This is a genomic window from Streptomyces sp. NPDC051020, assembly GCF_040683105.1.
Taxonomy (GTDB): domain Bacteria; phylum Actinomycetota; class Actinomycetes; order Streptomycetales; family Streptomycetaceae; genus Streptomyces.
The window spans coordinates 26,040-52,123 of record NZ_JBFBCG010000044.1 but is presented as its reverse complement, the minus strand read 5'-3'; the positions used below and the strand labels follow the sequence as shown (position 1 = coordinate 52,123).

Sequence of the window (26,084 nt, the reverse complement as noted above, 5' to 3'; positions counted from 1 at the left end):
CCCGTTGCGGAGGCGAATCCCAGCGGCAGCTGGGCCAAGGCCGGCTTGGTGGCTTCGATGTGGTCGGCGGCGGTGTTGGAACCTGCGATGCCGGGCCGCAGCAGGCCCACGACCGGCTCGCCGGACCCGCCCAGGCCATGGCCGACGAACCCCATCAGTGGATGGTGACCGAAGGCCTTCTTCCAGGTCGCGGCGGCATCCTGCTTCTCGGAGTGGGCCAGCACGAGGACCCCGTTGCTGTCCACGATCACCTGCCCGTCCGCGTCCGGCGCCGCATCATCGGCCAACTTCCAGACATGTTTCGTACTTCGGCCCGGGCCGTGCGCAGTGCGGCCAGAACCCGCTTCCGTCCTGCGGCCAGCTGGCCGATCAGGCGGGAGACCGTCCGGCGGGTCGGAGGCCACCGGCCCGAACACGGCCGGCTCCGCCCGAAGGCCGGTCTTGCGGATCGTCTCCACCGGTTTGGGTGCGCGGGCTGTTCCTGGTCGGGCCGCCGCTGTCCGTCACGCTTCTCCCGCTGTGGGAACTGCGCCGACTGCGCACTCATTTCGGTCTGACCGTACGCGGTGTGCTGCGGCAGGACGCCCGTGTGCCGACATAGCTCCGGCGAGGTGCGCGGGGCCCTGCGCGCGCAGGGCCCCGCGTTACTTCAGCAGCCCGTACGGTCCTCCGTCAGGGTGCCCTGCTCGGTCCGCAGTGTGCGGTCGTAGCAGCCTTCCGACCCGTCCAGCCGGTAGTGCTCGCTCGACGTGCCGACAGCATGGCGCTGGTCCCGCGGGACACCCAGCGTCCAGGCGGCGTCGCCGGTGTTGGTGTCGTCGAGCCGCGACCAGGAGATGCGCTTGCCGGCGCGGACGACCGAGGTGTCGGCGCGGTCCCCGATCGTGAGGACGGTGCGCAGCCGGTTGTCCGTGCCGATCGTGATCTCGCCGTCCATGGTGTAGACGCGGTGGGTGTGCGCGACGCGCGCCGGGCCCCGGCCGTCGACGGTCACCGTCTCGTCGTCGTCCCAGCGGGCCGTGAGCCCGTCGGTGTTCTCGTCCTCCGTCCAGCGGTGGACGGAGGTGTTGGCGAGGGTGCGCGAGACGGTGGTCTCGACGCGCCCGTGCGAGGTGTCGACATAGCCGGCGACGGTCAGCCGGTGGCCGCCCTTGGTGTCCAGACGGTTCAACGAACCGGGCGTGACCGTCGTCGAGTTGGCCAGGTCGCTCTGATCGTGCTTCGTGAGCGCCCCGGTGACGTGCTCGCTGCCCTCGTCCTGCCAGACCAGCACGTTGGCGGGCGTGCTCCAGCCGCTCTGTCCGGCGGGCAGTCCGGCGACGGACACCTCGACGCGGTGCTCGCGCCCGTCGTTGAGGATGCCCGCGAACGGCGTCAGGTCGTACTCGATCGGCTTCACGTCGAAGGCACGCGGCGCCGGAACGACGTACCAGAGGAAGGGGTTGGACCATCCTCCGGTCCATACGTTCGGGAACGGCGCGGCTATTCCGGCAAGTTGGCCGTCGACCTTGATCTGCACCTCACGGTACGGGCCGTTGTCCGCCTTGCAGGAGTACGGAGCGGAGTCCGGCACGGTGAGGTACCAGAACTCCTCGCAACCGCCGCCCGAGCCGGTGGCGTACACCTCGGCGACGATGCGCTCCGAGTTGCGCGGTGTGGTGAGCCGGGCGCCGTCCAGCGGGATCACCTTGTCGGGCGTCGCCGCCGGCTTCGTACGCCCCTCGGCGGTGTAGAAGGTCAGCGTGACCTTGACATCGATGACGCCGGTGTACGTCTCATTGACGACGTTGCCGATGAGCATGTCGACGTCCTGCCCGCGGCGAAGGGTGTCGCCGTAGTGCGTGACGTCCTTCTCCACCGACCAGTTGATGCCGTCGACCGAGGGCTCGGGCGTGGACGTACGGAACATCTCCACGCCGCCGATGCGGAGGTAGCCGAGCCGGTCGAACTGGCGCCCCTTGACCTTTCCGTCGAGGCGCAGCACCACCTTGCTCCAGCGGTCGCCGCACTCCTCGGGCGGGGTGTAACTGCCCCTGTACGGCGTGAAGTCGCGGAACTGCGCCTCGGCGACGGTGACTTGGCAGGAGCGGGTCGGTGGCTTCGCGACGGGCGGCGCCGCGGTCAGTGGGTCGTGCCAGTCGGTGCCGAACTCCGTGGGAACCGGTTCGGCAGCGACCGCCGGGCTTGCGCCGAGGGCCGAACCGGCGGCCAGCACCAGTCCGGCGAGCATGGACGTGATCTTACTCTTCATGGGTCAGGAGTGAAGCGCGGGACGAACAAGTGCACCAGAGGCGAAAATTCGACCTTGGCGCGTTTTGTCCCCTCATGCGTAAAAATCAATTGGCGCGACTGCCGGCGGAACGCGAACCTTGCACGGTTTGAGCCACTCCCCACCCCCTCAGCGATCCGTGGGACGTTATGCAGATTCGCGATCCTGTGGATCGGCGTGTCAAGCGACTTGAGCATCACCTCCTGATTCGCGGGGCGTTCGACCGGTATCGTCCAGACATGGACACCACTGCTTCACCCCGCGTCCTCGTCATCGGGCTTGATCCGTATCGGGTGCCCGGGTTGTGGGATCCCGAGCCGGTAGCCAAGGCGATCGAGGCGGGACTGACCAAGTTCGCCGAACATGGCGTGGGCGTCGAGACCTGCCTAATCGGCCTCGATGGAAGTGATGACGTGGCAGCGGTCGTCGGGAATGCACTGCGAGCCCATCCGTGGGAGTGCGTCACCGTCGGCGGTGGCCTGCGGCACTCAGACGATCAAGTTGAACTCCTCGAGCAAGTAATCAACCTGGTTCGGCGGCACGCACCCGATGCGGTCATCGCGTTCAACAGCACCCCAGCCACTACCTACGAGGCCGCTGCCCGTTGGATCGAGTGACGACAGTAAACTTCGGGACTTGAGCGTCACCTCCCGAAGAGTTGCGCCGGCTGCGGAGGCTTGCCGCCGAGCAGGCGCAGACGATCGAGGTGCGGCGAAAAGCGGCGGTCCTCTTCGCGAAGGAGAGCGATCGATGAGCGAGGTGTACGCGTTCATCGAGGCGGAGAAGACCACCCACCATCCCTGTTCTTCGGAGGGAATCCCCGTCTTCAGGCGGGGAGGAAATCCGATCCATGGGAAGCGCCTCGCCCGTCACGGCCCGAGCGGTTCAGGAGCAACCGCACAAGCCGAGGGGTGACCGGCATGAACCAGCTTGCAGCGAAGATCGGAGTGGTCTTCTTCGTGATCTGGGGAATCGTGCTTCGACGATCCGCCTGACAAGCGGAGGCAGCAGGAGCGAGCAAGCAGCGACCAGGGCGGTCCCGGGTGCGAGTGACCGCTTCGTGCGGGATCGTGGCAATGAAGCGGCGGTGCCACGTCGAGACGTACGCCCGGTGATCCAACCCGGAGAATTCATGGACAGGAAAATGCCGCCGGCGCCGCGTTCAAAAATGTGGAGCTGCGCCGATGATGCGGTGCGTCAAGCAGGCGGGTACGGACGTCGAGAACTCTCGGACATGTCCGGCGCTTTCAAGGACTTTGCTGATTTTTTTCGGCAATACGGAGTCCCAGCAGGGTATTTGATTGCCAGTACAACGGGGTGCACCCCTGGCGCAAGGGCGTACCTTGTGCCAGGGGTGCGGTCAGGGAAGGGCTGCCGTGAGGGTCAGCGAACGGCGTAGGCCTTGATCAGGGTCTGCTCGATCTTGCTGCCGTTGGTGTCCTGCGCCTTGACGCGCAGTGACACATAGCCCTTTGCCGGGTTGCTCACGGACACCTTGTAGTGGCCGTCGACCTTTGCCTTCACCGTCGCGGGGCTCCAGGTGGCACCGTCGTCGGCGGACATCTCCACCTCGACCCCGTCGATGTCCGGGGTGGCGCCGGTCTGGAGCGCGAACGCCAGGTCGAAGTGGTAGGTTTTGCCACCCTTGGCGGTGTTCTCCGCATCCAGGTCGAAGCCGTACTTCGGCCAGAGGAGCGCCAGGTTCTCCTCCCCGTTCGCCGGCCGGGCGGACCTGAACGTCCAATCGGTGCGGGTCGCTGTGGACAGCGGGAACCACGCCGGGTGCGACGTGTCCATGGTGATCCGGTAGGTCGCCGGGTCAGGACTGACCGGCCCCAGCATCATCAGCGCGCGCGTCGTCTCGGCGAGGAGCTTCCCGTCCTGGTACACCCGTACCTTCGCCTTGTCGGCGTCCGCGCCGAACCAGCCGAAGTGCTCCGGTGTGCTGTCGCCCATCTCCGGCACGATGAGGGTCATGTCGTCGCCCTCGCGGACCGCGAGGGTGTTCGCCGGGCCGGCCGGGCCGTTCGCGGCGCCCAGCCAGGTCTCCTCATGCCGCTCGCCCGGGCTGTAGCTGCGGAGCACGTTATTCAGGCTACGGAGGATGTTGGGGGCGTCCGGGAAGACCGCGTGGGACCACCGCATGTCCTTCAAGGTCGGCCACTTGCTGCCGGTGGAGTGCCACTCCTCCCGGTCCAGCGGCCCGTCGGCGAACTCCACGATCTGGACGATGAGGCGCTCCCTCGGGCGGACCACCGATGCGGCCTCGCCGAGTCTGGTGCCCTTGGTGGCGCGGTAGTGGGACTTCACCACAGCCGAGTTCTCCGCGGTGACCGCGTCGACGGGGTCAGCCGGAATTCCACCGGGGACCATCAGCGCGATGTTGTACACGTAGGGGCTGCTGGCGATGCCGTGCAGGTTGACCTGCGCGGGACCGCCGGCCATCCGGTCGAAGAGCACCGCGCCTTCGTCCCGGTTGAGGGTCCAGGCCGGGATGGCCGTGCGGGCGGCGAACGGCACACTGGCGTCGAAGGTACCCGGCTGGTCGCCGACGATGATCACTGCCTTCGCGCCGGCATCGGCCACGGCGGCGATCTGGTCGGCCGTCTTCCGGGTGGCATCGTTGGTGACGACCGCGAGCGTGCCACTGACGTCCGTGCCGGCCAGGTCCTCCGGCTGCCCCTTGCCGGCGTCGACCGCCCGGAGCGTGCTGGGGCCGTCCAACCGGGCCGCATTGAACACGGGTTCAAGCGGGAGCGCGCCACCCTGCCCGGCAATGGACGCACGGATCGCCGGGGCGTACCTGCGCTGCTGGAAGTTGAACTCGAACGTGCCGAGCTTCACCGGCTCGGTGGGCACCACGTAGGCGTGGTCCCAGATCGGGCCGATCATGAACTTCGTGAAGTCGATCCCGTAATTGCCTGGGAGCTGCTGACGGTACCCGAGCTTGTAGCCGTTCGGCTCGGACTCCTTGGGCGTCGCGACTTTGACCTCCTTGCCCAGCTGGGCATCGAGCGTGATCGTCTTGTCCGCCTTCAGTTCCACCATGGGATCGCCGGCGAGGGTGCTGTTCAGGATCTCGACTCCGGCCTTGTCCCTCGTGTAGACGATACCCATGACGGAGTAGCGTCCCAGCGGCACTGAGACGGTCGTCGTTCCGTCCTGGAGGTTGGGCCGGATGATCTCGTCCTGGTCCAGGTCGAACACGATCACGTCGGCGCTCTGCGCCGGGTTTCCGTTCCGGTCGATCGCGTTGACGGTGAGGTCGACGGTGGGCACCCCCTTCGTCGCGCCGACGGTGGTGTGGATCGCGGTGCCGTCGGGCGCGGTGGCGGTGATGACACCGGTGTAGTCGCCCAGGACGCAGAGTTCGGGGTGGTAGGTCACCGTCATGCTCGCGGTGGAGTGCGCCGGGACCGTCACGCTGGTCGCGCTGAGCGTGAACGTGCCGTCCGGTGCGGGCCCGGTCTCCCCGGAGGTGGCCAGGCGGAGCGACAGCGTCTTCTCCGCGCCGGAGGTGTTGACGTAACTGACCGTCTTGGTGACCGGCGCGCTCGCGGCCGTCGACTTGCCCATGCTGACGACGGCGGGGCTGGAGTAGACCGTGGCGTCGATCGCCTTGGGCACGTCGACCCGGCCGCCGCCCTGCTGGTAGGCCGTGTACGAGCCCTGCTTGGCGGTGCTGACCAGCACCTGCTTGAGCCGGTCGGCGGTCCAGTCCGGGTGGCGCTGGGCGAGGATCGCCGCGGCGCCGGCCATGTGCGGGGTGGCCATCGAGGTGCCGCTGGCCGAGGTGTAGTTGCCGTCGACCGGGCTACCCATCGAGGTGCCGGCGGCGCGCGCGGCGACGATGCCCACGCCGGGTGCGGTGATTTCCGGCTTGACCGCGAAGGTGTCCTTCACCGGGCCGCGGCTGGAGAAGCCCGCGAGCAGCTCCGACTTGGACACCGCGCCGACGGTTAGCGCGGCGTCGGCGGCACCCGGCGAACCCACGGTCGACTTGCCCGAGCCCTCGTTACCGGCCGCGATGACGAACAGCGCGCCGGAGGACTCGGTGAGCTCATTGACGGCCTGGCTCAGCGGGTCGGTGCCGTTACTGGGGAGCTCCGAACCCAGACTCATGCTGACGACGTCCGCACCCTCGGCCACCGCCCACTCCATGGCGGCGATGACGCCCGACTCGGCTCCGACTCCGGCGTTGCTGAGGACCTTGCCGATGTACAGGTCGGCGCCCGGCGCCACACCCTTGTACGTGCCGCCCGACGCGGCACCCGAGCCGGCGATGGTCGAGGCGACGTGCGTGCCGTGACCGTGGTGGTCGACCGCGTCGGGGTCGTCGGTGAAGTTCTGGGTCTTCTTCACCTGCCCCACCACATCAGGGTGGTTGGGGTCGATACCGGTGTCGAGGACGGCCACCTTGGTGCCGGTGCCGTCGTAGCCGGCCGCCCATGCGGTCGGCGCGCCGATCTGCGGAACGCTCCGGTCCAGCGTCACCTTGACCGGCTTGTCGAGCCAGAGCTTCTTGATGCCGTCGGCCAGCTTCGGTGCCTTCGTCGTGGCCGTGCGGTCGTCGTCGACCGCCTCCCAGAAGGTCGCTGCCTTCTTCTTGCTGGCGTGCAGCGCCACCGCGTTGGCGCTGGGCAGCTCGTCGGCCTTCACCGAACCGGCCGGCGCGGCCTGCTTGAGCGCCTTGCCCGCCTTGCCCGGCGCGCCGGCGTAGGTCGCGATCAGCGGCACGGCGGGGCGGTGCGCGTCGTCGTAGCCGTACTCGACCAGCTTGGTGACGTTGAACAGCTCGCGGTCGAGCTCGTTCGCGGCGAGGTAGGGCTGAGCCTTGTCCGGGACGACATAGAGCTCATCGCGCACCCGCAAGGTGGAGAACGCCGCCGGAGTGCCGTCAGGCGTGGGCGCGATCGTTGCCGCCTGGAAGCCGTTGGCGTGGCGCTCCAGCGTCACCACCTCTCCCGTGACGAGTGTGAGCTTGTGCGTGGCGACAACCGGGCTGTCCTGCTGCCGCTGGGCAGCCTGAGCGGCCGACGCGGCCGGTGCCGCTGCGGCGACGGGCAGGGTGCACAGTGTTCCGGCCACACAGGCCGCGGTGAGCACCCCCAGGACCGTTCGCACTGGACGGCGTGTCAGCCGGTAGGCTATGGGCGTGGTTGAGCGGGCTGAGGATCTGGTCGACCCAGCCCGTCGTGACTGTCTCATTGAGGCGATGACCTTCTCTGAGAGGGAATGAAGGCGCGCGAAAGTCACGCGGTCGCGGGAATTCGGCGCCGCGTCGGATCACCGCATGGGGATGCGGTGTGTGGTTGTGCTGCACTTTCAGGTGCGAGCGGTGCAGCAGTACAGGACGGCGGACCGCGTGCCGTCTCGCGGTGTCGGCCATGGGCCGCCGCTGTGTCAGCTTGGTGGTGTGGCAGGGGAACCTCGCTGCGCTGTGGGGTCCGGAAACTCGGGCCGGCCGGAGGGAGTGGCCGGGGCTGCAGGATTCGGTCGTGCGGTCGGCGAGGTGGGGCAGGGCAGGGGTTCGGGGATCAGGCCGTGGGCCAGTGCCGCCGTCACGGCGCCGGTGCGACTGTCCACCCCGAGCTTGGCGAAGACACGGACCAGGTGCGTCTTCACTGTTGCTTCGCTGATGAACAGCGCGCGTGACACCTGACGGTTCGACAGTCCCTTCGCGAGCAGGACGAGAATCTCTGTCTCGCGTGGGGTCAGTGTGGACTGCGGTGCCCGCATGCGGCCGAGCAGCCGAGTGGCGACGGGCGGAGCCAGCACGGTCTCGCCGGCCGCGACGGCGTGCACTGCGGAGATCAGCTCGTCGACCGGCGCATCCTTGAGGAGGTAGCCGGTCGCACCCGCCTCGACGGCGGCAAGGATCTCAGCGTCGGTTCTGTAGGTGGTGAGGACCAGTACCCGGGGCGGGGCCGGCAGGGCCCTGATCCGGCGGGTGGCCTCGACACCGTCCATGCGCTCGCCGCCGCCTCGCCCGCTGTCGGTCGCATCGGTGGCGACGCCTGACACCTCGTCGGTACGGCCGCCCATGCGCAGGTCCATGAGGACCACGTCGACCTCCGTCGACTCGGCGACCATGCGCAGCGCCTCGGCGCCGTCCCCCGCCTCACCGGCCACCACGACTTCGGGCACGTCATCGAGGAGCGCGCGCAGGCCACGGCGCACGACCGGGTGGTCGTCGACGATCAGCACGCGTACCTGCGCCTTGGAGGCGGTCTGCCGCGCGGTCATGAGGGCACCCCATTCGGAATCGGCAGACTGGCAGCGACCGCCGTTCCCTCGCCGATCGCGGATTCGACGGTGAGCGCGCCGCCCAGCTCCTCTATCCGCTGGCGCATCCCGAAGAGCCCGAAGCCGCCACGGGAGTCCTGCAGGGGCAGCTCCGGATCGAAGCCCTTGCCGTCGTCGAAGACATCGAGCGTCACCCGGTCGTCCAGGTAGCACAGGCTCACCACGCACCTCTCGGCGTGCGCGTGTCCGCGCACATTGGCCAGCGCCTCCTGGGTCAGCCGCAGCAGCGCCACATCGCACTCGGCACCCAGCGGGTACGGCTCCCCGTGCAGCTGGAACGCGGTGCTGAGACCGTCCTCGGCACTCCGGTCGACCAGTCGGCGCAACGCCTCGGGCAGGGGCGTCTCGACCAGGGGCGGCGGGCTCAGTTCGTACAGGAAGCGCCGGCACTCGGCGAGGTTCGCCGTGGCGACCTCGGTGGCCGCGGCTGTCCGCTCCTGTGCCAGGGACGCGTCCGGAGGCAGCGCGGCGTAGGTGGCGCGCAACAGCATGATCACGCTCGAGAGGCCCTGCGCGACCGTGTCGTGTATCTCCCGGGCCAGCCGCTGGCGTTCGGCGAGCCGGCCGGCCTCCCGCTGCGATTCCGCCAGCGCGTCCCGGGTGACGATCAGCTCAGCGATGAGCGCCTGGCGCGCCTGGCTCTGCCGGTACAGCGACTGGTACCCGAGCACTGGCAGCGTGGAGACCAGAGCGCCCAGCAGCGGTCCGGCCACCTGGGGGATCCCCAGTGTGCCGGCCTCCGCTCCCTTGGCGGCGACCACGATGACGGTCCCCAGAGCGACGGCAGCGACCGCCAGCCGCAGCGGCAGGAGCAGGACATACAGTGCGAACAGCGGGAACCCCAGCCAGCCGAACCCAGCACTGAACGCCATGAGGCAGGTCCACACCGCGGTCAGCGCGCCAAGCCAGCGCAGTACACGGCCCGGGTTCCCTCCGGTCGTGCCGACGGATTCGGTGGGTTCCTCGCCACGTCGAGAGCCGGCAGGCCTGGCAGTGCCGGCGAATCCCACCGCGTACGTGGCGGCGAGGAGCACGGACAGGGCGGCCACGATGGACGTGTCATGGTTCGACACAGCCGTGCCCGGACCGATCACGACCACGAGGGCCGCAACGAGCGAGGAGACGAACAAGCCGTTCAGCGCATGCCATAGCGTCGGCGGCATGGCGTACGCCGCCCCTCTGGGCTGCCCCATCCTCATCCGCGCCTCACTTCTGGTTCACTTCAGGTGGTCAGCGCAGAGACTAAGCCGTGCACCGGCTCGGGGTCGTGTCCATCGTTCGGTTGACCTGGGAGGGTGCTTGATCCTTGATCGCCCTTGAATGCAATGGTTTTCGAGGCGGATGGCGGCCGCATAGAAGTGGCCTGCCGGGGCTGATGTGCTAGACGGGGGAGAGCGATTCGGACACTGCGCCCGTCTTGCCTCGCCTTCCTCCTCTTTCATCCCCGGACGCCTCGATCCTCCGCAACTGCCACGGACGGGACGTCAACCATGGGGACCGTCGCCGCCCCGGCCCCCATCCGGTCGGCGATCTCCGCATGGGTCAGGCCCTTCGCCATCAGACGCAGGACGTCCGCCTCGCGTTCGGTGAGGCGGGCCGCCCAGGGCGGGGGAGCGGCAGGCCGACGGGCGCCGTGTTCGGCGGCGAGGGCGCGTCCGGCGGCGGGGAAGAGCAGCGAGTCGCTGCGCGCGACCAGCCGGGCCGCCTGGACCAGTTCCTTCGCGGCGGCGCGCTTCAGGAGGAAGTCGGAGGCGTCGGCGCGCAGCGCGTCGTACACGTACGAGTCGTTCTCGAAGGCGGTGACGACGACGATACGGGCGCTTCGGAATCGAGCCCAGGATCTCCTCGGTGGCCCGAATGCCGTCGATTTCCGGCATCCGTACGTCCATCAGCGCCACATCGGGCCGCAGCTCCCGCACCACCGACACCGCCTCCGCACCCGTCGCCGACTCGTCGACGACCTCCAGCTGTCGTCCTCGCGCTGACCGTGTGTGCGGTGCCGGCCGGGGTGACCTCGCTGCTGGCGGTCGGCGAGTGGATCGCGGGCAGGTCGTACTTCTTCGCTGTATTCCACCGTCCGAAATCCGCCCTTTGGCTCAGGCCCGCTGGAAGGATTCCGGCCATGACTGACAGCGCCCCGGGCCGGCAGGCCCGCGAATTGCTCACCAAGGCATCCCAGCACCCGATCGCCAGCCCCCAGCGCGACGCCCTGGTGGCCGAAGCAGCCGTGTGGGCACGGCTGGAGCACGCAGCCAGCATGGACAAGTACACGTCCGCAGCAGTTGATATGGAGTCCGCGCTGGCCTCCCTCGCCGCCCCTGTGCAGAAACTCGGCAGCGAAGTCGGTGACCTGACCGAACGCATCAAGCTCGGCCAGAAGTGAGCGCCCACGCCTCCGTCCGCGGGGCAGCCCTCCGCACTCTGCCCAGAAGCAGAGGGCTCTCGTCACGGCGTATCAGGCTTCAGGAGGTCTAGTTTGGGGAAACCACCGCTCCGAAGCTTTCCCTTGCCCGTGGACACCTGGAGACTGGGGCATGAGGTTCCCGAGGAAGTAGCGCGCTCCTTTGCCGCACGCTCACGGCTGACCAGCCGGTTCGCCTGCTTCTGAGCGGCGGCGGGCGGATGGCCACGAGTTGCCCGGCGGCCGGTGACGATCACCGGGTCGTCGGGGTCGTCGTCCAGCCCGGCGAAGTCGAGAGCGGCCAGCGCCCCCAGGCTGAGACCCGCTCCAACTCCTCGGCCAAGGCCGGATCATTCGCCTGCCCGGACCGCACGGCGTCGATGAACTGCCCGATCACGACCTTCGCGGCCTCCAGACGGATCGCCACGCCATCGATCCCGGCGAGCTCCTTGCGCAGCCGCTCGCCGCGATCGGCCAGCACCACCCGCCGCTGTATCGACGCCCACGAGGGGCTACACCCATGTCCGCGAACAGGAGCCAAGGGTGTTGGCAGTCGTGCCCCGAGCGCCTCGCCGGCGCATCAGCTCGGTCCTTCGGCCGAAGAGCGCCCGGGTGCGGTCGCAGCCGGAGGCGTTCCGCTCGTTAGTCGCGCCAGGCCGGCGTTCGCTTGCTCAGTCCGGGTCGGCCGACGTGAAGGTGACGGGCAGCCGCTCGGGACCGCGCAGCCCGCCCGGCCGCCACTGCAGCTCGCCGGGCGGCACGGCCAGGGTGAGGTGGTGAAGGCGACGCAGGACGGTGCCGATGGCGATCTGGCCCTCGAGCCGGGCCAGTGGCGCTCCCAGGCAGTAGTGGATGCCGTGCCCGAACGCGAGGTGAGTGTTGTCCTGTCGGGTGATGTCCAGGTGATCGGGGTCGGAGAACCGTGCCGGGTCGCGGTCGGCGATGGCGGAGGCGACCAGCACGGTTGCGCCGCGTGGGACGGCCACGCCGGCGATGGTGACGTCCTCGCGCGCGAACCGGGCGATCCCGGGGCTGACCGGTCCGTCGTAGCGGAGGAACTCCTCGATCGCGCCCGGTAGAAGCGCCGAATCTTCCCGCAGCATCTGAAGCTGGCCGGGGTGGGCGAGCAGCGCCGCGATGCCGCTGCCGATCAGGTTGACCGTGGTGATGTATCCGGCCGCCAGCAGCAGGAAGGCCATGGCGATCAGCTCGTCCTCGTCCAGCCGGTGCTCCTCGTCCCGGGTGGTGATCAGCGCACTGAGCAGGTCGCCCCCGGGCTGGGCGCGTTTGGCCTCCAGGAGTCTGGTCAGGTACGAGCGCATCTGCTGCCACGCCGCATCCACCTGGGCCGGATCCGGCGGGGCCGTCCCCTGGAGGATCATGTCGTCGGTCAACCGTTGGAATTCGTGCCGGTCGGCCATGGGTACTCCGAGCAATTCGCTGATCACCGTGACCGGAAGCGGCAGCGCGAAGTCCTTGACGAGGTCGGCGTGGCCGACCGGCACGATCGCGTCGAGCAGTCGGTCGGCGATGACCTGGACGCGGGGTTGCAGCTCGGCCACTCTGCGCGCTGTGAACGCTTTGGAGACCAGACGGCGCAGGCGGGTGTGGTCGGGCGGGTCGGAGCGGAGCATGTTGCGCAGCATGGACTCGCGTTCCGTCGCGGGCAGCCGCTGCATGAGCTGTGGATCCGACGCGTCACGGACGTCGCTGCTCAGCCGGGGATCGGACAGGGCCACGATGCCGTCTTCGTAGCGCGTGACGAGCCAGGCTTCCAGGCCACCGGCGATGACGACGCGCCGTACCGGGCCGTCCTCGCGCAGCTGTCGGTAGAGCGGGAAGGGGTCTGCCACGAAGGCCGGGTCGGCGTAGGGCAGAAGGACCGGCTGCTGGCTCATCATGCCTCCCAGAAGGATCCGCGAATCTTCGCGGCAGATTTGCAGGTTTTGATGGTATATGTCCCATCGTGACGGATGCCGGGATTTCACCGAGGGCAGGGGCTGCGATGGAACGGACCACGTGCTGTGTTGTGGGAGGCGGCCCCGCCGGGATGGTCCTCGGTCTGCTGCTGGCCCGGGCCGGAGTGGCGGTCACGGTCCTGGAGAAGCACGGCGACTTCCTGCGCGACTTCCGCGGCGACACGGTGCATCCGTCCACCCTGGCGCTGCTGGACGACCTCGGCCTGGCGGAGCGGTTTGCCCGTCTGCCGCAGCGGCGGGTGACGACGGTGCAGTTGCCGCTCGGCCCTGACCGTTCGCTGGTCACCGTCGGAGACATCAGCGCGTTGCGGGGCCCGTACAACTACGTGGCGATGGTGCCGCAGTGGGACCTGCTCGACCTCCTCGCGGACGAGGCGGGTCGAGAGCCGTCGTTCTCCGTGCGGATGAGCACTGAGGCGACTTCCTTCCTGGTGGAGCGCGGACGGGTCATGGGGGTGCGGTACCGCACGCCTGACGGCCGCACCGGTGAACTGCGAGCCACTCTCACGGTGGCCTGCGACGGCCGGAGCTCGCTGGCCCGCTCTCGGCCCGAACTGGCCCTGCGGAGATTCGCCTGCCCCATGGACGCGTGGTGGTTCCGGCTGCCACGGCGGGAGGGCGATCCGCACGGGCTCGTGGGAGGCGTCGGTGACCGGTTCCTCACCGCCATGATCGACCGCGGGGACTACTGGCAGTGCGCGGCGCTGATCCCCAAGGGGACCGATGCCGACCGCCGTGCCGCCGGTCTTGAGCGGTTCATGGCCGACTTCTCGGCCGCCGTCCCGTGGCTCGCGGACCGGGTGCACGCGCTGCAGTCGTGGGACGAGGTGAAGATGCTCGACGTACGGCTCGACCGCCTCCGACGCTGGCACCGCCCGGGACTGCTGTGCATCGGTGACGCGGCGCACGCGATGTCGCCGGTCTTCGGCATCGGCATCAATCTTGCTGTCGAAGACGCCGTCGCCACCGCCCGGTATCTCGTCGAGCCGCTGCGCAGGGGTGTGGTCGGCCTGGGGGACGTGCGAGCCGTACAGCGCCGCCGGTGGCCGACCACAGCCGTGACGCAGGCGTTGCAGCGATTCGCCCATGCGCGGGTCATCGCACCCGTACTGGCGGGACGACCGCCCTTCGGGAACGCCGAGCGGTCACAGCGGATGACTGAACTGTTGACCAACTCGCGGTGGCTCAAGCGAGTGCCGGCGTACTTCATCGCCTACGGCGCGGTACGCGAACGTCCGCCCACCGCGTGCATGCGGTGATACCCGGCTCCCGGCCCGCGCTACTGGCCGGGGCTCCTCAACACGCCCGCCGCCTGACCACCGCGGGTCCGGACGGCACCGACGAGGGCGCGATCGCCCGCGTCCCGGGAGCGCCGCCGGCCCTGGTCGCCGGAGTGCCTCATGCTGCGGCGCGCGGCAGCATGAGGCAGCGGCGCAGTTCTGCCGAGTACCGGGGGAGGGCGTCAGGCGGTCAGCTGGTCTGCGGGGTCAGGAGTGGTCCGGGACGGGTGGGGTACTGGGGTTCGGTACCTGGGCGCGGGAATTCGGCGCGTACTGGGCGGCCTGGGTGTGGAACATGGCTGCGTACCGTCCGTCTGCGGCGATCAGTTCATCGTGGGTGCCGTGCTTGCTCAGGCGTCCCTGGGTGAGGACGTTGATGGTGTCGGCGTGGCGGACCGGACATGCGGTGGGTGACCAGGACCACCGCCCGGTGTGGCCCGGCGAGTTGGCAGATGCGGTTGAAGGCATCGACCTCTGCTTCGGGGTCGAGGATTATCAATAGCTGTCAACTATCTGTCCGCGTCGGATGGCACGGCTGCCCCCAGGCACGTCAGTCATGACCCCGGAGCAGGTGGAAAGTTGGTTGAGCCGAGGGTGATCATGTGGCAGGCTCGCCAGCCTTGACCGAGATCACCAAGTTGCACGACGACGGGGTGGACATCGATGCATCCCTGGTGGCGCGTCTGCTCTCCACACGGCGATGACATCCGGGGTTTCGGTGAACAGCACGTGGAGGGCTGATGGCATCGATCAAGCAGTTCCAGGTCACCTTCGACTGCGCAGAACCTGAGCGCCTCGCTCGTTTCTGGTGCGAGGTGTTGGGGTACGTCGTACCGCCGCCACCGGAGGGGTTTGCCACGTGGGACGATTTCAAGCGCTCGCAGCCACCTGAGCAGCGGGATTCATGGTTCGCCTGCAGTGATCCCTCAGGTGTGGGCCCGCGACTGTACTTCCAGCGCGTCCCCGAAGGGAAGGCCGCCAAGAACCGGCTGCATCTTGACGTGCGGGTTGGCACCGGACTCGTAGGTAAAGAGCGCCTCGCCGCACTTGAGGCCGAATGCGCACGACTTGTCCCGCTCGGCGCGGTACATGTGCGTACGCTGTATGACGGCAATGATGCGTGCATCCCGATGCAGGACATCGAGGGCAACGAGTTCTGTATCGACTGAGGGGCCGCGAACGCGGCCTCGTCCTCGTTCTGGCCTCATGGGCCAAGACGACGAACCGTCCCCGACCTGGCAGGGCGCTGCAGCGGCTCCCGGACCCTTCGGCGATGGATCCCGCACCTTCGGGCGGGCGCCCGGACACCCGTGCCCTCAAGCCGCGCGTCCCGCCGGATCGCAGCGAACAGCTCTACCTTGGTCATCCGCGCCATCTGTGCTCCTTGAACTCGGAGCGCAGATGGCGTCCCACTGCACCCCCTCCGGTGGGGCCAACTCGGGTCCTTAGACGTCATCCGGGTCGAAGATCTACTTGATCACCGAGCGCACCGGTCTGCCGCTGTCCATTGGCGTCTCGGGTGTCAGCATGCACGACAGCCAGGATCTTCAGCCGCTCGCGCGGGGCATACCGCCCATCCGTTCCCGCAGGGGGCCGCGGCGTCGCGAGCCCGGCAGGTTGCATGGCGACAAGGGCTACGACTACCGGCACCTGCGGCAACTGCTGCGCAGCCGGGGCATCACGCATCGCCTGGCCCGACGGGGCGTCGAGTCCTCCACCCACTCGGGCCGCCACTGCTGGGTTGTCGAGCGGAACGTGGCCTGGCCCGCCGGATGCCGCAGGCTCCACCGCCGCTACGAAGGCAAGGCCGACCACTTCCTTGCCTTCGACGGCATCGCCGCGGCGCTCATCTGCTTTCGGCGCCTCGCGCGTCAGCTATGAGGCAGTGGGCCTCCCGCCAGCCGGCCCTCTGCCGGAACGAGGCTCGATCCGTGCCCCGAGCAGACGGTGCGGCCGTGGGCGTGACGCGCCACCCGCTTGCGCCACAGGGCTGAGGGGTCCCGTCCCACTCGGCGATGATGTCCTGAGCCATGCCGTAACCGATGCTCAGGGCGCCCCTTTGCCTCTGGGGCCGACCCTGGTCTCTGCCCTCGCCCTCTACGCGACCGATCGAAGTACTGACCGCCACTCAGAGTGCCGCGACAAAAGGAAAATGACGGCCACTCAGATAGAGGTCAACATGACTATTTTTCAAATAGACGAAGCCCATATGCGTAAATAGCGCAAATTCACCCGATCGGCTGTGGGGTGTCACGCTTTAGGAGTGTCCGATATGACAGATAAAAACATCTTTCAGTACGTTTGTCACGTATCGGCTACAGCCGATGTCTCAGAGACAGGAGAAGCGATATGACCACGCGTACTGTCGCCGTGACCGCCGCCGTTGTAGGCGCCGCGGCCCTGGCGGCAACCGGTATCAACTACGCCACAGCCGCGGATACCCCCGCAGCCGCGCCCGTTGTCCAGCAACAGGCCGCCGCTCCCGCCGCGGCTCCGCTGGAAGAGGGCGGCGGCGGGAAGGGCAACAGCAACGGAGGTGGCGGCTACGGCGGCAACGGTGGCGGCGGCAACGGTGGCGGCTACGGCGGCAACGGTGGCGGCGGCAACGGTGGCGGCTACGGCGGCGGCTACGGCGGCAACGGTGGCGGCGGCAACGGTGGCGGCAACGGTGGCGGCTACGGCGGCAACGGTGGCGGCGGCAACGGTGGCGGCTACGGCGGCAACGGTGGCAAGGGCGGCGGCAACGGTGGCGGCAACGGTGGCGGCTACGGCGGCAACGGTGGCGGCGGCCGAGGTGGCGACAACGGTGGCGGCTACGGCGGCAACGGTGGCAAGGGCGGCGGCAACGGTGGCGGCAACGGTGGCGGCTACGGCGGCAACGGTGGCGGCAACGGTGGCGGCTACGGCGGCGGCTACGGCGGCGACTACGGCGGCGACTACGGCGGCGACTACGGCGGCGACTACGGCAGAGGAAGGATCTTCTTCAACGAGCGGTCCTACTCTGCCCACTCCGACGGCTGCATCACCGTGGTGAGCGGTCTGGGTTCCAGGACTCTCAACGTCCGCAACGACAGCCGCCGGACCGTTGAGGTCTTCCGCGGCGCGACCTGTGACAACGGCTCTCCCGTTGCCACTGTCGGCCCGTTCAGCACCAGCAACGGTGTCACGCCGCGCTTCGTCCACGGCGGCGTGTTTGTCAAGAACGGTGTCGTCGGCAGCTTCCGAGTGATCGAGGACCACTACCGCGACAAGTGGTAACAGCAACGCCCGCACATCATGGAAACCCTGGCCCGCCGGAATCGGGCCAGGGTTTCCGGTCTTCGATTGGCGATATGCACCGGGTCGGCGTCGCGGAAGCCGGAGGGTGCGGCCGCGCACAGTTGAACGACCGGTTTGCAGGCTTCATGGTTACCACACTCCCTGTCGCGGGAGGCCGTTCGGCACCTGTGCTGCGGTCTCACGGCCGCGGCCAGGGCCTACCGTCCAGGCGCTCGATGTCGGTGTTGAAGCGCTTGAGGTAGTCGGCGAAGGCGGCGATGTCCTCGTCGGACCAGTCGGCCATGATCTGTTCCAGGGTGTGGATGGTGCCCTCGCGCTCCTCGTCGAGGCGCTGCTCGCCTTCCGCGGTGATACGGAACTTGCGCGCCATGCCGCCGTCGGGGTCCGGGATGCGCTCGACGAGTCCGGCGCGCATGGCGGCCGCGGTCTGCCGGTTCAGGGTGGACGCGTCGAGGCCGAAGGCGTCACCGAGCTGGCCGATGGACATCGGGCCCTGCACCCGGATGCGGCTGAGCAGGATGTACGCGCTGCGCTCCAGGGTGCTGCCCTTGCGCCGCCCCTTCGACTTGTGAAGGTGAAGGTAGCGGCTCTGCAGCATCTGCTCGTACTCCACCTGGCGCGTGGCCCTGTTCATCGGATCTCCTCGACGGTCCCGTGCATGCCGGACGGTGCATGTGATGTCGCAATGATCCTGCACCATGCATGATGCATGCAGCATGGTCGATACATGAGATATGTATTATGCATACTCTTCCGATCTCGAATCCCGAACACGTAGAGGAGCCCTTCATGGACGGCCCCCAGCCAACCCACCGATCGGGCGGCACCGTCGCCACGCTCGCGCTGGCCGGCACTGTCGCCGCGATCATGCAGACCCTGGTGACGCCGCTGATCGCTGATCTGCCGCAGATCCTGCACACCACGTCCTCCAATGCCACGTGGGTGATCACCGTCACGCTCCTGTCGGCAGCGGTCTGCGTCCCCGTCGCCGGCCGCCTCGGCGACCTGCTGGGTAAGCGCAAGATGCTGCTCGTCTCCTGTGTGCCGCTGATCGTCGGCTCGGTGGTGTGCGCCCTGACATCGTCCGTCGGCATGATGATCGCCGGGCGCGGTCTGCAGGGCATGGGCATGGGCGTGGTGCCGCTCGGCATCAGCCTGCTCCGTGACCTGCTGCCGGCCGAAAAGCTCAGCTCTTCCATTGCACTGGTGAGCGCCTCCATGGGCATCGGCGGCGGCCTCGGCCTGCCGATCGCCGCCGCAGTCGCGGAGTACACGAGCTGGCGGGCACTGTTCTGGGGGTCGGCTGTCCTCGCTGCACTGATCGCCGTGATGATCTGGTCCTTCATTCCCAACGTACCGGCCGCGGCGAAGGGGGAGCGCTTCGACCTGGCCGGGGCGCTCGGTCTCGGCGTGGGCCTGGTCTGTCTGCTGCTCGCGATCTCCAAGGGTGCGGACTGGGGCTGGGGCTCGGGCAGCACGGTCGGCCTTTTCGCCGCCGCGGTCGTGGTCCTGCTGGTCTGGGGTTTCTGGGAGATGCGCACCCGCGACCCGCTGATCGACCTGCGCACCACCGCCCGCCCCCGGGTGCTGCTCACCAACGCCGCCTCGATCCTGATCGGCGTCGGCATGTACGCGCAGATGCTGATCGTGCCGCAGCTGCTGCAGTTCCCCGAGGCGACCGGCTACGGCCTCGGCCAGTCGATGCTGGCGATGGGCCTGTGGATGGCGCCCGCCGGCCTCGTCATGATGGTCGTCTCGCCGTTCGGCGGGAAGCTGACCAACGCGCGCGGCCCGAAGCTCACCCTCGTCTCCGGTTCCCTCGTCATCGCGGCCGGCTATGGCCTGTCCATGGCGCTGATGGGCTCGACCTGGGGTCTGCTGATCGTCACCGTCGTGATCAGTGGTGGCGTCGGTCTCGCCTACGGCGCGATGCCCGCCCTGATCATGAGTGCGGTCCCGATGTCCGAGACGGCCGCCGCGAACGGGTTCAACGCGCTGATGCGCTCGCTCGGCACCTCGATCGGCGCCGCGGTGATCGGTGCCGTCCTCTCGCAGATGACGGTCACCATGGGTGGCTTCACGTTCGCCTCCGAGGACGGCTTCCGCGTCGGCCTGCTGATCGGCGGCGGTGTCGCGCTCTTGGCAGCCGCGGTGGCAGCGGTCATCCCGGGCGTCGCCCAGTCCGCCGCTGCACAGGACGGTGAGGCGGGGAACGCCGTTACCGTTGAGCCCGCTGTCAAGGCCTGACGCAGGCGCATCGGCAGGGCCGTCCGCTCCGGGGCGTCGGTGTCCCGGGGCGGTCGCGTACCCACCCACCGCTCAGGGTGCGGTGTCGAACCACCCGTCCAGCAGCTGCACGTGGAACGTGTTGAACGCCATCATGGGCAATCCGTACGCCCCACCGTGAACACCAGGTCCATGAGCTGTGCTCGTCGCGTGCCCTCCGCGATGCGACGGTCGCCGATGCCGAATCCGCCGTCGCCGCCCCGCCGCGCCCCATCGTCGAGCGCACGCTCAGGGGGAGGTGGTGACGTGCGGTCGGCGCCGACCGGTCGTCCTGCAACGCGATGTGGTGCGCGAACGCACCCGTTTCTTCGCGGGTCCCGGTACGGCAGGCCGTGCCGGAAGTCATCCGTCGGGAGTCGGAGTAGCGCCATCCGGGCCCGCTGCATGCAGCTGGGCGACTCGGTCGATGTCGTGGGCGGTGACGATCCCGTCGAGCCGGCCGCTGTCCGTGACCAGGATGGGCAGCCCGCCGCCTGAGCCGAGACGGTCCAGGACCCCGGTGAGGAGCTCGTCCGGTGTGGCGAGCGTGCACTGCGACAGCGGGGTCGCCACTTCGCGTATACGCAGCGTCTCCCGCTGCTCGGACGGCACGGCACCGAGTCGGCGCAGTCGTACGACGCCGCTGGGACGGCCTTCGAAGTCCACCAATGGCAGGACCGAATGACCTGCCTGTGCGGCCACGTCGGACAGGAAACGGTTCACCGTCAGCCAGTCCGGACCGGTTGCGGCCGGACTGGTCATCGCCTCCCTCACGCGTACACCGCGCAGGACCGTACGGAGCTCGGCCCACCGTCGTTCGGCCGCGGCGGTGAGCGCCACGAACCAGCCGATGACCAGCAGCCACAACCCACCCGGCACCCCCCTCACAAAAGCCAGCCACCCGAGCACGGCGAGACCCATACCGAGGATCTGTCCGCTGCGCCCGGCCGCCCGCCGGGCCCGGTCCTCATCACCCGTACGCCACCACAGCGCGGCCTGCAGAACCCGGCCCCCGTCCAAGGGCGCGGCGGGAAGCAGATTGAAGACGCCCAGCAGCAGGTTCGTGCCGCCCAGCCACGCCAGCACAACAGCTGGTATCCGCCAGCCCCCTGCCCCGGCCCCGACCGCGACCCCCAGTGCGGCCCCGCCGAGCACCAGACTGGCCAGCGGCCCGCTCACGGCGACCGCGAGCGCCGCCCGCGCCGTCGCAGGCCGCTCCATCCGGGTTATTCCACCCAGCGCCCACAACGTAATGTCCCGCACGGGAATCGCGGACCTGCGGGCCGTGAGCGCGTGCGCCACCTCATGCACCACCAGACTCACCAGCAACAGCAGCGCACCGATGACTCCAGCCACCGCGTACACCACCGATGCCAGGCCCGGTACGTACGCAGGCAGTGTGCGGCTGCCCAGACCGTACGCGAAGAGCAGCATGATCAGCGGCACGCTCCAATGCGCACGCAGCTCCAGCCCCCGCACACTCCCGATCCGGATCGAACCCTTCATTGCGATCACCCGCAGACGGAACACGACGCACGGCCGCCGACGGAAGTCCGTCCCCTTACATGGTCCGTCAGCCGCCCCGGCGACCGGAACCACTCACCGACCTTGTGTCGGAGTGATGCCGCCTTGTGCCGGCCACAAGATCTCAGCAGGAAGCCCCGAGACCGGGGTCACCGTGATCCCGGGGCGTCTTTGCGATTTCATCTCCTTGGTGCCGTGACCGGGAAGGTTCACCGGGTTGCGGCCGGCGGTGTGGTGCTTGCTGAAATCCGTTTCGAGCGTTGTTGCAGTGCCGCTACTGTGGCGCGGTGACGACTCAGGTGATCTTTCTCAATGGTGGCTCGAGCTCAGGGAAGTCCGGGATCGTGCGGTGTCTGCAGGCGGTCCTGCCGGGTCCGTGGCTGGCCTTCGGGGTCGACACGCTGGTGGACGCGATGCCCGCGTCCATGCAGGCATCGGATACCGGGATCGAGTTCGCTCCGGACGGTGAGGTGATCGTCGGGCCGGAGTTCCGGACTCTTGAAGCAGCCTGGATTGAGGGAATCGCCGCGATGGCCCGTGCGGGCGCCCGGATCATCATCGATGAGGTCTTCCTCGGTGGCGCGGAATCACAGGAGCGATGGCAGAAGGCTCTGGGCGAACTGCGGGTGCTGTGGGTCGGCGTCAGGTGCGATGGCGTGATTGCCGCAGGCCGTGAGATCGCACGAGGAGATCGGGTCACCGGGATGGCTGTGTCCCAGGCCGATGCGGTCCACCGGGGCATGGTCTACGACCTGGAGGTGGACACCGGGCATGCCGAGTCGATGGAGTGCGCACGGGCCATCGCCGTACATGTCAGGTAATGACCTCGCCCACGATTGGCAGTGGGAGAAGGAGCGGCGTCTGGGGCCTTCGAATCCAAGGCGGAGGAGGGAGTCGGATGGGGTCTCCCCTGCTCGAACGCAGCTGAGAGCTTGGGGAAGGAGCGTCGGCGACTGACGACAACGCCGGAGGCGGAGGTCCCGGACGCCGCGACGCCGCTGACAATCGTGGGCGAGGTCGTAAGCGACGGCTCGGTTGTCGGCCGCTGTCACCGCAGTGCCGGGACGGTTTGCGTCAGGCGTGGCCGCTTCCGAGATCACCTGCACGCGTGACCTCGACGGCCGTGATGTCCTCTGGCCGGATGTGGTCCCGGGATGCCCGTGCTGGTTTGCAGCACTTCGGTGGCAGAGGCAGGGTGGGATGACAGCCCCGCATACCACAGCCCTGCCGAACGCTCGGAAGGACAGGGATTCTGATGACCAAGGGCACGGCGAAGGCGAAACAGGTCAAGGGCAAGATGAAGGAGACCCTTGGCAAGGCAATCGGCGATAAATCCACGCAGAGGCATGGTCTGGGCGAGCAGCTGCGCGGGAAGGCGCAGGAGATCGCCCACAAGACAGCCGACCAGTTCCGGAAGCGGACGGGGCACTGACCTCGACCACTCGGCAGGCGCAGGAGAAGTATCGGTCCTGCCGCTGGCGCCCCTGCTGCGCCATTCTTGCCCGGGCCCGGCGCGCGGGGTGGCTCACGCGTGGGCGCGTACCACCATGCCGGCGGCTGTCCAGTGGGGTGTGAGGTGCTTGGGCGGGGCGTTGGGCCTGAGTGGGCCGGGACAGCGTACGTTGGCTATCCGCCTATGGCCGCCGTCAGGCGTGGGGCCGGTGGCCCAGCGCCCGCACGATCTGCCCCGCGTTCTTGTAGTGCTCGCCCCCGGGCAGTTCACGCACCGCATCGACCAGAGTGTCCGGAGCGTGCTCCTTCGACAAGGTCTGCACGAGTGACGAACGGTCGCCCGGGAAGGCCGTGCGATTCAGGTGGCGCGCCAGATCGGACCTCAGAGTTTCGGCCGCCTTCTCGGCGCGTATCCGGTCCCTTTCCTTGCCTGGTGGAGGGACGGGGCCACCCGGGTCCACTCGCACGTCGTCGTCGGCTGCCGGCTCGGGGTCGTAGGTCTCCTCGGCATGGGTGGGGTGGCCGGACCTCAGATAGCCCTGCAGTTCATGCTTCCTCGCATCGTCCTTGTGCGGGCTGACCTGATTGCTTCCTCGTTCCATGGTGGAACACCTTCTCTGTGTGCGGTGATGCTGCCGGACGGTCAGCCGACGGACAGGGCTTCGACAGGCCCTCAACGGCCGGATCGGGCAGCGCCCGGCCGGGCCGGGCCTGCAGTTCACGAGCGGCTGGTGGCGGCTCCCTCAACTATCGAGGCATCGACACATCAGCTGGCGCGCCTCACCGACCGCCTCTTCGGACGGTTCACGGAGTGCTCCTGCACGCTGCTACGGCCCTGCGTGTGCTGCTGACGGGCAGTCGACGCCTGCGGCTTCAGGCCGAGGTCGTCGTGCCCTTGCTCGCGGGCGCGCAGATCGCGCTCTGCCGCCCCCCTTGTGCCTGCTCGCCCCCTCGCCGTGTGGGGGCTGCGATGGCTTCGGCGGTTTGGTCATGTCCTGGCCTCGCTGTCCAGAGTTCATGCTCAGGCGGCTCTCTGCACACCTTTTGAGGGTAGTCGAAATCGCCCATCTGCGCTTATGGGGCTACTGGGGATGTTTTGTACTCCTTTCCCTTGACGGTGGCCGTTCGGTGATGGTCGGGGCGTATGCGTAGCGGGTGGCGATGCCGCGCCACTGACTGCCCGACAGCCGAGAGGGGCTCCTGGTCGGCAAGGCGCCACGAGGACCCCGCCCACGGGCGGTGGACACGAGCCGACCCGACCGTGGACGTCAGGTCGTACGATGGTCGACTATGGGAGACGCTCGGCACGAGGTCAACGCATGGCATCAGGGGCGCAACCCGCAGCGCCGGAAAATCGGGGTCCTCGGCTGGACCTTGTTGCTCCTGCTCGTAGTCACGGTGTTCACCCTTGGGCCACGCTGACTCATGACAGGGTCCGGCGCGCCGTGAACCGGGAGAGTGGCTGTGTTGCGGGTGCCGGGACGTGCCCCGGGTTGTATGCGACTGCGTTGATCCCGGCCGGGAGGCGGCGCGCGTACTCGTGCACGAGGCGGATGGCGGCCGGCTTGCTGGTCGGGTACGCGGTGCGCCCGTCGGTCGTGGTGTCCGGCTCAGGGAACGCGCCCGTACGGGCGAGGATGTCCGGGGACGCCAGGCCGGGCGTCCTGCCCCCATGTTGTGGGTCAGCCGCCGCTCGGGCAGCGGCTTCGACGAGCGTGGGCAATCTCCCGTGTGGCTGGGCGATTTGCTCCGGTGTCCTGGTGAACAACAGTTCCCGGGCGTTCACGATGTCCTCACGTCCGGGCTTCGTTCGGGCTGCAACTGCGGCTTAGCGTCGCAGGGCCCAGTTCGTCCGACGTACATGAGGTTCCCATGTCCCTCCGGCATGCAGTTGCCGCGCTGGCCGTCGTGCCCGCGCTCGTGGTCCCCGCGACGGCCCAGGCGGCCACGGCTCACAACAACCACGTCCCGCCCCAGCAGACCCACTTCGACCTCCAGGCCCACCGTGGTGGCATCGGCATGACCACCGAGGAATCCCTGGAGGGCTTCGGCAAGGCCCTTCGTCTCGGAGTGACCACCCTGGAGCTGGACACCCATATCACCAAGGACCAGAAGGTCGTCGTCAACCACGACCGGCAGATCAGCGCCCAGAAGTGCAAGGACACCGGCCCGGTGACGCCGGGCGACCCGATGTACCCGTACGTCGGGAAGTACATAAAGGACCTGACGCTGGCTCAGATCGGGACAATGGACTGCGGTTACCAGCAACTGCCCGGCTTCCCCGAGCAGGAGCAGGTCAAGGGCTTCCGGATGGTGGAGCTCAAGGACGTCCTGAACCTGGTCAAGAGTTACGACGCCAAGCAGGTCAAGCTCAACATCGAGACCAAGGTCGAGGCGGGCGCGCCGGAGCAGACCGCACCGCGCGAGCTGTTCGTCCGCCGCGTCTACGAGGAGATCCACCGCTCGGGGATCGAGCGGCAGGTCACCATCCAGTCCTTCGACTGGGGCGCGCTGAAGGAGATGCATGAGCTCGCGCCGTCCTACCCGCTGGTGGCACTGACCAACTACGACTTCCTTCAGGTCGGCAAGCCCGGCGCCTCCCCGTGGCTGGGCGGCATCGACGTCGACGACTACGACGGCGACTTCGTCAAGGCTGCCTCCGCTGTCCCGGGTGTCACGGCGCTCTCCCCCAATTACGGCTTCCCGCAGAACGGCACCGTGGCAGACCCGAACTTCCGCTTCTACCCCGACGAGAAGATGATCTCCGAGGCCCACGCCCGCGGCCTGAAGGTCATCCCGTGGACCTGTGACGACAACGCCACGGTCGAGGCGCTGATGGACATGGGCGTCGACGGCATCATTACCAACTACCCCAACCACGTTCGGGAGATCATGGCCGAACGCGGCATGCGTCTGCCCAAGGCCTACCCCGCGCCGAACCACCGCTGACGAGTGCCGGCACATAGGCGCGCACGTCCCCGGAGCACCTTGTTCCGGGGACGTACGCCGTTGCGGGGCGAACGTCGTCACCAGGAGAAGGCGCCGCTGCTCGGCGAAGGGCGGCCACCGTGTCCTGAGCCGGGACCGAGCCTTGGCAAGCCGAATCCTGCGGCAGGCGCTTCCGGGCAATGCCTGTGAGCGGCACAGACGGGACTCCCTGGAACACCCGTTGGTTTGGATGCCGTTTGCGCCCAGGATGCCGCCGTCGACATGCCACGACCTCGGATCATCGGTCCCGACGTGACCCCACGGCATCGAAGGGCACCCGGCAGACACTCTAAACGACAGGTGTTGATTAATTCTGCGGGCAAGAGTACGCTTCAGATGTG

At 68.4% G+C, this 26,084-nt stretch carries 18 protein-coding genes and 5 pseudogenes; 11 read left to right on the top strand and 12 right to left on the bottom strand.

The window, feature by feature from the left end; translation table 11 throughout:
- Positions 1 to 23 precede the first annotated feature (23 nt).
- A pseudogene (locus AB0N06_RS23565) lies at positions 24 to 434 on the bottom strand (transposase); the annotation flags it as partial.
- 32 nt (positions 435 to 466) lie between these two features.
- Between AB0N06_RS23565 and AB0N06_RS23560 the strand changes: the two are divergent.
- A complete protein-coding gene (locus AB0N06_RS23560) occupies positions 467 to 601 on the top strand; it encodes a hypothetical protein (protein ID WP_366136655.1) in 135 nt (44 codons plus the stop codon).
- A gap of 48 nt (positions 602 to 649) precedes the next feature.
- Here the strand turns inward: AB0N06_RS23560 and AB0N06_RS23555 are convergent, their stop codons facing one another.
- Complete coding sequence (locus tag AB0N06_RS23555; RefSeq protein WP_366136654.1) at positions 650 to 2,251, bottom strand: peptide-N4-asparagine amidase; 1,602 nt, start codon at positions 2,249 to 2,251, stop codon at positions 650 to 652.
- 257 nt (positions 2,252 to 2,508) lie between these two features.
- Here AB0N06_RS23555 and AB0N06_RS23550 point away from each other — a divergent pair, with 257 nt between their 5' ends.
- The gene (locus AB0N06_RS23550; RefSeq protein ID WP_366136653.1) at positions 2,509 to 2,886 is read left to right on the top strand and encodes a hypothetical protein; all 378 of its coding nucleotides are present in this window, start codon (positions 2,509 to 2,511) and stop codon (positions 2,884 to 2,886) included.
- A 766-nt stretch (positions 2,887 to 3,652) separates the two neighbouring features.
- On the opposite strand, the gene AB0N06_RS23545 is transcribed toward AB0N06_RS23550, so the two are convergent.
- The 4 genes and pseudogenes from AB0N06_RS23545 to AB0N06_RS23530 form a co-directional block, all read right to left on the bottom strand.
- On the bottom strand, positions 3,653 to 7,393 hold the full coding sequence (locus AB0N06_RS23545; RefSeq protein ID WP_366136652.1) for a S8 family serine peptidase: 3,741 nt from the start codon (positions 7,391 to 7,393) through the stop codon (positions 3,653 to 3,655).
- A 411-nt stretch (positions 7,394 to 7,804) separates the two neighbouring features.
- A pseudogene (locus AB0N06_RS23540) lies at positions 7,805 to 8,515 on the bottom strand (response regulator transcription factor); the annotation flags it as partial.
- Positions 8,512 to 9,768, bottom strand: coding sequence for a sensor histidine kinase (locus AB0N06_RS23535; RefSeq protein WP_366136651.1), 1,257 nt, complete (start codon positions 9,766 to 9,768; stop codon positions 8,512 to 8,514). The pseudogene AB0N06_RS23540 and the gene AB0N06_RS23535, both read right to left, overlap by 4 nt.
- A gap of 302 nt (positions 9,769 to 10,070) precedes the next feature.
- Positions 10,071 to 10,542 (bottom strand): annotated as a pseudogene (locus AB0N06_RS23530) (response regulator transcription factor); the annotation flags it as partial.
- Between the two features lie 155 nt (positions 10,543 to 10,697).
- Between AB0N06_RS23530 and AB0N06_RS23525 the strand changes: the two are divergent.
- The gene (locus tag AB0N06_RS23525; protein ID WP_366136650.1) at positions 10,698 to 10,958 is read left to right on the top strand and encodes a hypothetical protein; all 261 of its coding nucleotides are present in this window, start codon (positions 10,698 to 10,700) and stop codon (positions 10,956 to 10,958) included.
- A 271-nt stretch (positions 10,959 to 11,229) separates the two neighbouring features.
- Here the strand turns inward: AB0N06_RS23525 and AB0N06_RS23520 are convergent, their stop codons facing one another.
- Together AB0N06_RS23520 and AB0N06_RS23515 are read right to left on the bottom strand one after the other, a co-directional pair.
- A complete protein-coding gene (locus AB0N06_RS23520) occupies positions 11,230 to 11,460 on the bottom strand; it encodes a hypothetical protein (protein WP_366136649.1) in 231 nt (76 codons plus the stop codon).
- Positions 11,461 to 11,647: 187 nt separating this feature from the next.
- Positions 11,648 to 12,874, bottom strand: a complete 1,227-nt coding sequence (locus tag AB0N06_RS23515; RefSeq protein ID WP_366136672.1) for a cytochrome P450 — start codon at positions 12,872 to 12,874, stop codon at positions 11,648 to 11,650.
- Between the two features lie 107 nt (positions 12,875 to 12,981).
- Between AB0N06_RS23515 and AB0N06_RS23510 the strand changes: the two genes are divergently transcribed.
- The gene (locus tag AB0N06_RS23510; protein ID WP_366136648.1) at positions 12,982 to 14,214 is read left to right on the top strand and encodes an FAD-dependent oxidoreductase; all 1,233 of its coding nucleotides are present in this window, start codon (positions 12,982 to 12,984) and stop codon (positions 14,212 to 14,214) included.
- Positions 14,215 to 14,442: 228 nt separating this feature from the next.
- On the opposite strand, the pseudogene AB0N06_RS23505 reads toward AB0N06_RS23510, so the two are convergent.
- A pseudogene (locus AB0N06_RS23505) lies at positions 14,443 to 14,725 on the bottom strand (ABC transporter ATP-binding protein); the annotation flags it as partial.
- Positions 14,726 to 14,975: 250 nt separating this feature from the next.
- Here AB0N06_RS23505 and AB0N06_RS23500 point away from each other — a divergent pair.
- The 3 genes and pseudogenes from AB0N06_RS23500 to AB0N06_RS23490 all read left to right on the top strand — a co-directional run bounded on the left by AB0N06_RS23500 (position 14,976) and on the right by AB0N06_RS23490 (position 17,493).
- A complete protein-coding gene (locus AB0N06_RS23500; protein WP_366136647.1) occupies positions 14,976 to 15,404 on the top strand; it encodes a VOC family protein in 429 nt (142 codons plus the stop codon).
- A 289-nt stretch (positions 15,405 to 15,693) separates the two neighbouring features.
- Positions 15,694 to 16,116 (top strand): annotated as a pseudogene (locus tag AB0N06_RS23495) (transposase); the annotation flags it as partial.
- A gap of 468 nt (positions 16,117 to 16,584) precedes the next feature.
- Positions 16,585 to 17,493 (top strand): hypothetical protein, encoded by a 909-nt coding sequence (locus AB0N06_RS23490; protein ID WP_366136646.1) that lies wholly within the window; start codon positions 16,585 to 16,587, stop codon positions 17,491 to 17,493.
- A 199-nt stretch (positions 17,494 to 17,692) separates the two neighbouring features.
- Here the strand turns inward: AB0N06_RS23490 and AB0N06_RS23485 are convergent, their stop codons facing one another.
- Positions 17,693 to 18,148 carry a MarR family transcriptional regulator gene (locus AB0N06_RS23485; protein ID WP_366136645.1) on the bottom strand — a complete coding sequence of 152 codons (456 nt, stop codon included), beginning with the start codon at positions 18,146 to 18,148 and terminating at the stop codon, positions 17,693 to 17,695.
- Positions 18,149 to 18,303: 155 nt separating this feature from the next.
- Between AB0N06_RS23485 and AB0N06_RS23480 the strand changes: the two genes are divergently transcribed.
- Entirely contained in the window at positions 18,304 to 19,761 is a 1,458-nt protein-coding gene (locus tag AB0N06_RS23480; protein ID WP_366136644.1) for an MFS transporter, read from the top strand.
- Between the two features lie 381 nt (positions 19,762 to 20,142).
- On the opposite strand, the gene AB0N06_RS23475 is transcribed toward AB0N06_RS23480, so the two are convergent.
- Positions 20,143 to 21,285 (bottom strand): site-2 protease family protein, encoded by a 1,143-nt coding sequence (locus AB0N06_RS23475; protein WP_366136671.1) that lies wholly within the window; start codon positions 21,283 to 21,285, stop codon positions 20,143 to 20,145.
- A 305-nt stretch (positions 21,286 to 21,590) separates the two neighbouring features.
- Here AB0N06_RS23475 and cpt point away from each other — a divergent pair, with 305 nt between their 5' ends.
- The gene (cpt, locus tag AB0N06_RS23470) at positions 21,591 to 22,124 is read left to right on the top strand and encodes a chloramphenicol phosphotransferase CPT (RefSeq protein ID WP_366136643.1); all 534 of its coding nucleotides are present in this window, start codon (positions 21,591 to 21,593) and stop codon (positions 22,122 to 22,124) included.
- Between the two features lie 434 nt (positions 22,125 to 22,558).
- Positions 22,559 to 22,735: a CsbD family protein gene (locus AB0N06_RS23465; protein WP_366136642.1), complete on the top strand. Its 177-nt coding sequence runs from the start codon at positions 22,559 to 22,561 to the stop codon at positions 22,733 to 22,735.
- Positions 22,736 to 22,949: 214 nt separating this feature from the next.
- Here the strand turns inward: AB0N06_RS23465 and AB0N06_RS23460 are convergent, their stop codons facing one another.
- The gene (locus AB0N06_RS23460; RefSeq protein ID WP_366136641.1) at positions 22,950 to 23,357 is read right to left on the bottom strand and encodes a DUF2795 domain-containing protein; all 408 of its coding nucleotides are present in this window, start codon (positions 23,355 to 23,357) and stop codon (positions 22,950 to 22,952) included.
- 1,270 nt (positions 23,358 to 24,627) lie between these two features.
- Here AB0N06_RS23460 and AB0N06_RS23455 point away from each other — a divergent pair.
- Positions 24,628 to 25,704 (top strand): glycerophosphodiester phosphodiesterase family protein, encoded by a 1,077-nt coding sequence (locus AB0N06_RS23455; RefSeq protein ID WP_366136640.1) that lies wholly within the window; start codon positions 24,628 to 24,630, stop codon positions 25,702 to 25,704.
- The last annotated feature ends 380 nt before the right edge of the window (positions 25,705 to 26,084 follow it).

Coding starts and splice junctions, on each gene's coding strand:
- AB0N06_RS23515 (WP_366136672.1), bottom strand. CDS start 12,874: ATGAGCCAGCAGCCGGTCCTTCTGCCCTACGCCGACCCGGCCTTCGTG.
- AB0N06_RS23510 (WP_366136648.1), top strand. CDS start 12,982: ATGGAACGGACCACGTGCTGTGTTGTGGGAGGCGGCCCCGCCGGGATG.
- AB0N06_RS23500 (WP_366136647.1), top strand. CDS start 14,976: ATGGCATCGATCAAGCAGTTCCAGGTCACCTTCGACTGCGCAGAACCT.
- AB0N06_RS23465 (WP_366136642.1), top strand. CDS start 22,559: ATGACCAAGGGCACGGCGAAGGCGAAACAGGTCAAGGGCAAGATGAAG.
- AB0N06_RS23525 (WP_366136650.1), top strand. CDS start 10,698: ATGACTGACAGCGCCCCGGGCCGGCAGGCCCGCGAATTGCTCACCAAG.
- AB0N06_RS23455 (WP_366136640.1), top strand. CDS start 24,628: ATGTCCCTCCGGCATGCAGTTGCCGCGCTGGCCGTCGTGCCCGCGCTC.
- AB0N06_RS23460 (WP_366136641.1), bottom strand. CDS start 23,357: ATGGAACGAGGAAGCAATCAGGTCAGCCCGCACAAGGACGATGCGAGG.
- AB0N06_RS23475 (WP_366136671.1), bottom strand. CDS start 21,285: ATGAAGGGTTCGATCCGGATCGGGAGTGTGCGGGGGCTGGAGCTGCGT.
- AB0N06_RS23535 (WP_366136651.1), bottom strand. CDS start 9,768: ATGGGGCAGCCCAGAGGGGCGGCGTACGCCATGCCGCCGACGCTATGG.
- AB0N06_RS23550 (WP_366136653.1), top strand. CDS start 2,509: ATGGACACCACTGCTTCACCCCGCGTCCTCGTCATCGGGCTTGATCCG.
- AB0N06_RS23480 (WP_366136644.1), top strand. CDS start 18,304: ATGGACGGCCCCCAGCCAACCCACCGATCGGGCGGCACCGTCGCCACG.
- AB0N06_RS23485 (WP_366136645.1), bottom strand. CDS start 18,148: ATGAACAGGGCCACGCGCCAGGTGGAGTACGAGCAGATGCTGCAGAGC.
- AB0N06_RS23555 (WP_366136654.1), bottom strand. CDS start 2,251: ATGAAGAGTAAGATCACGTCCATGCTCGCCGGACTGGTGCTGGCCGCC.
- AB0N06_RS23490 (WP_366136646.1), top strand. CDS start 16,585: ATGACCACGCGTACTGTCGCCGTGACCGCCGCCGTTGTAGGCGCCGCG.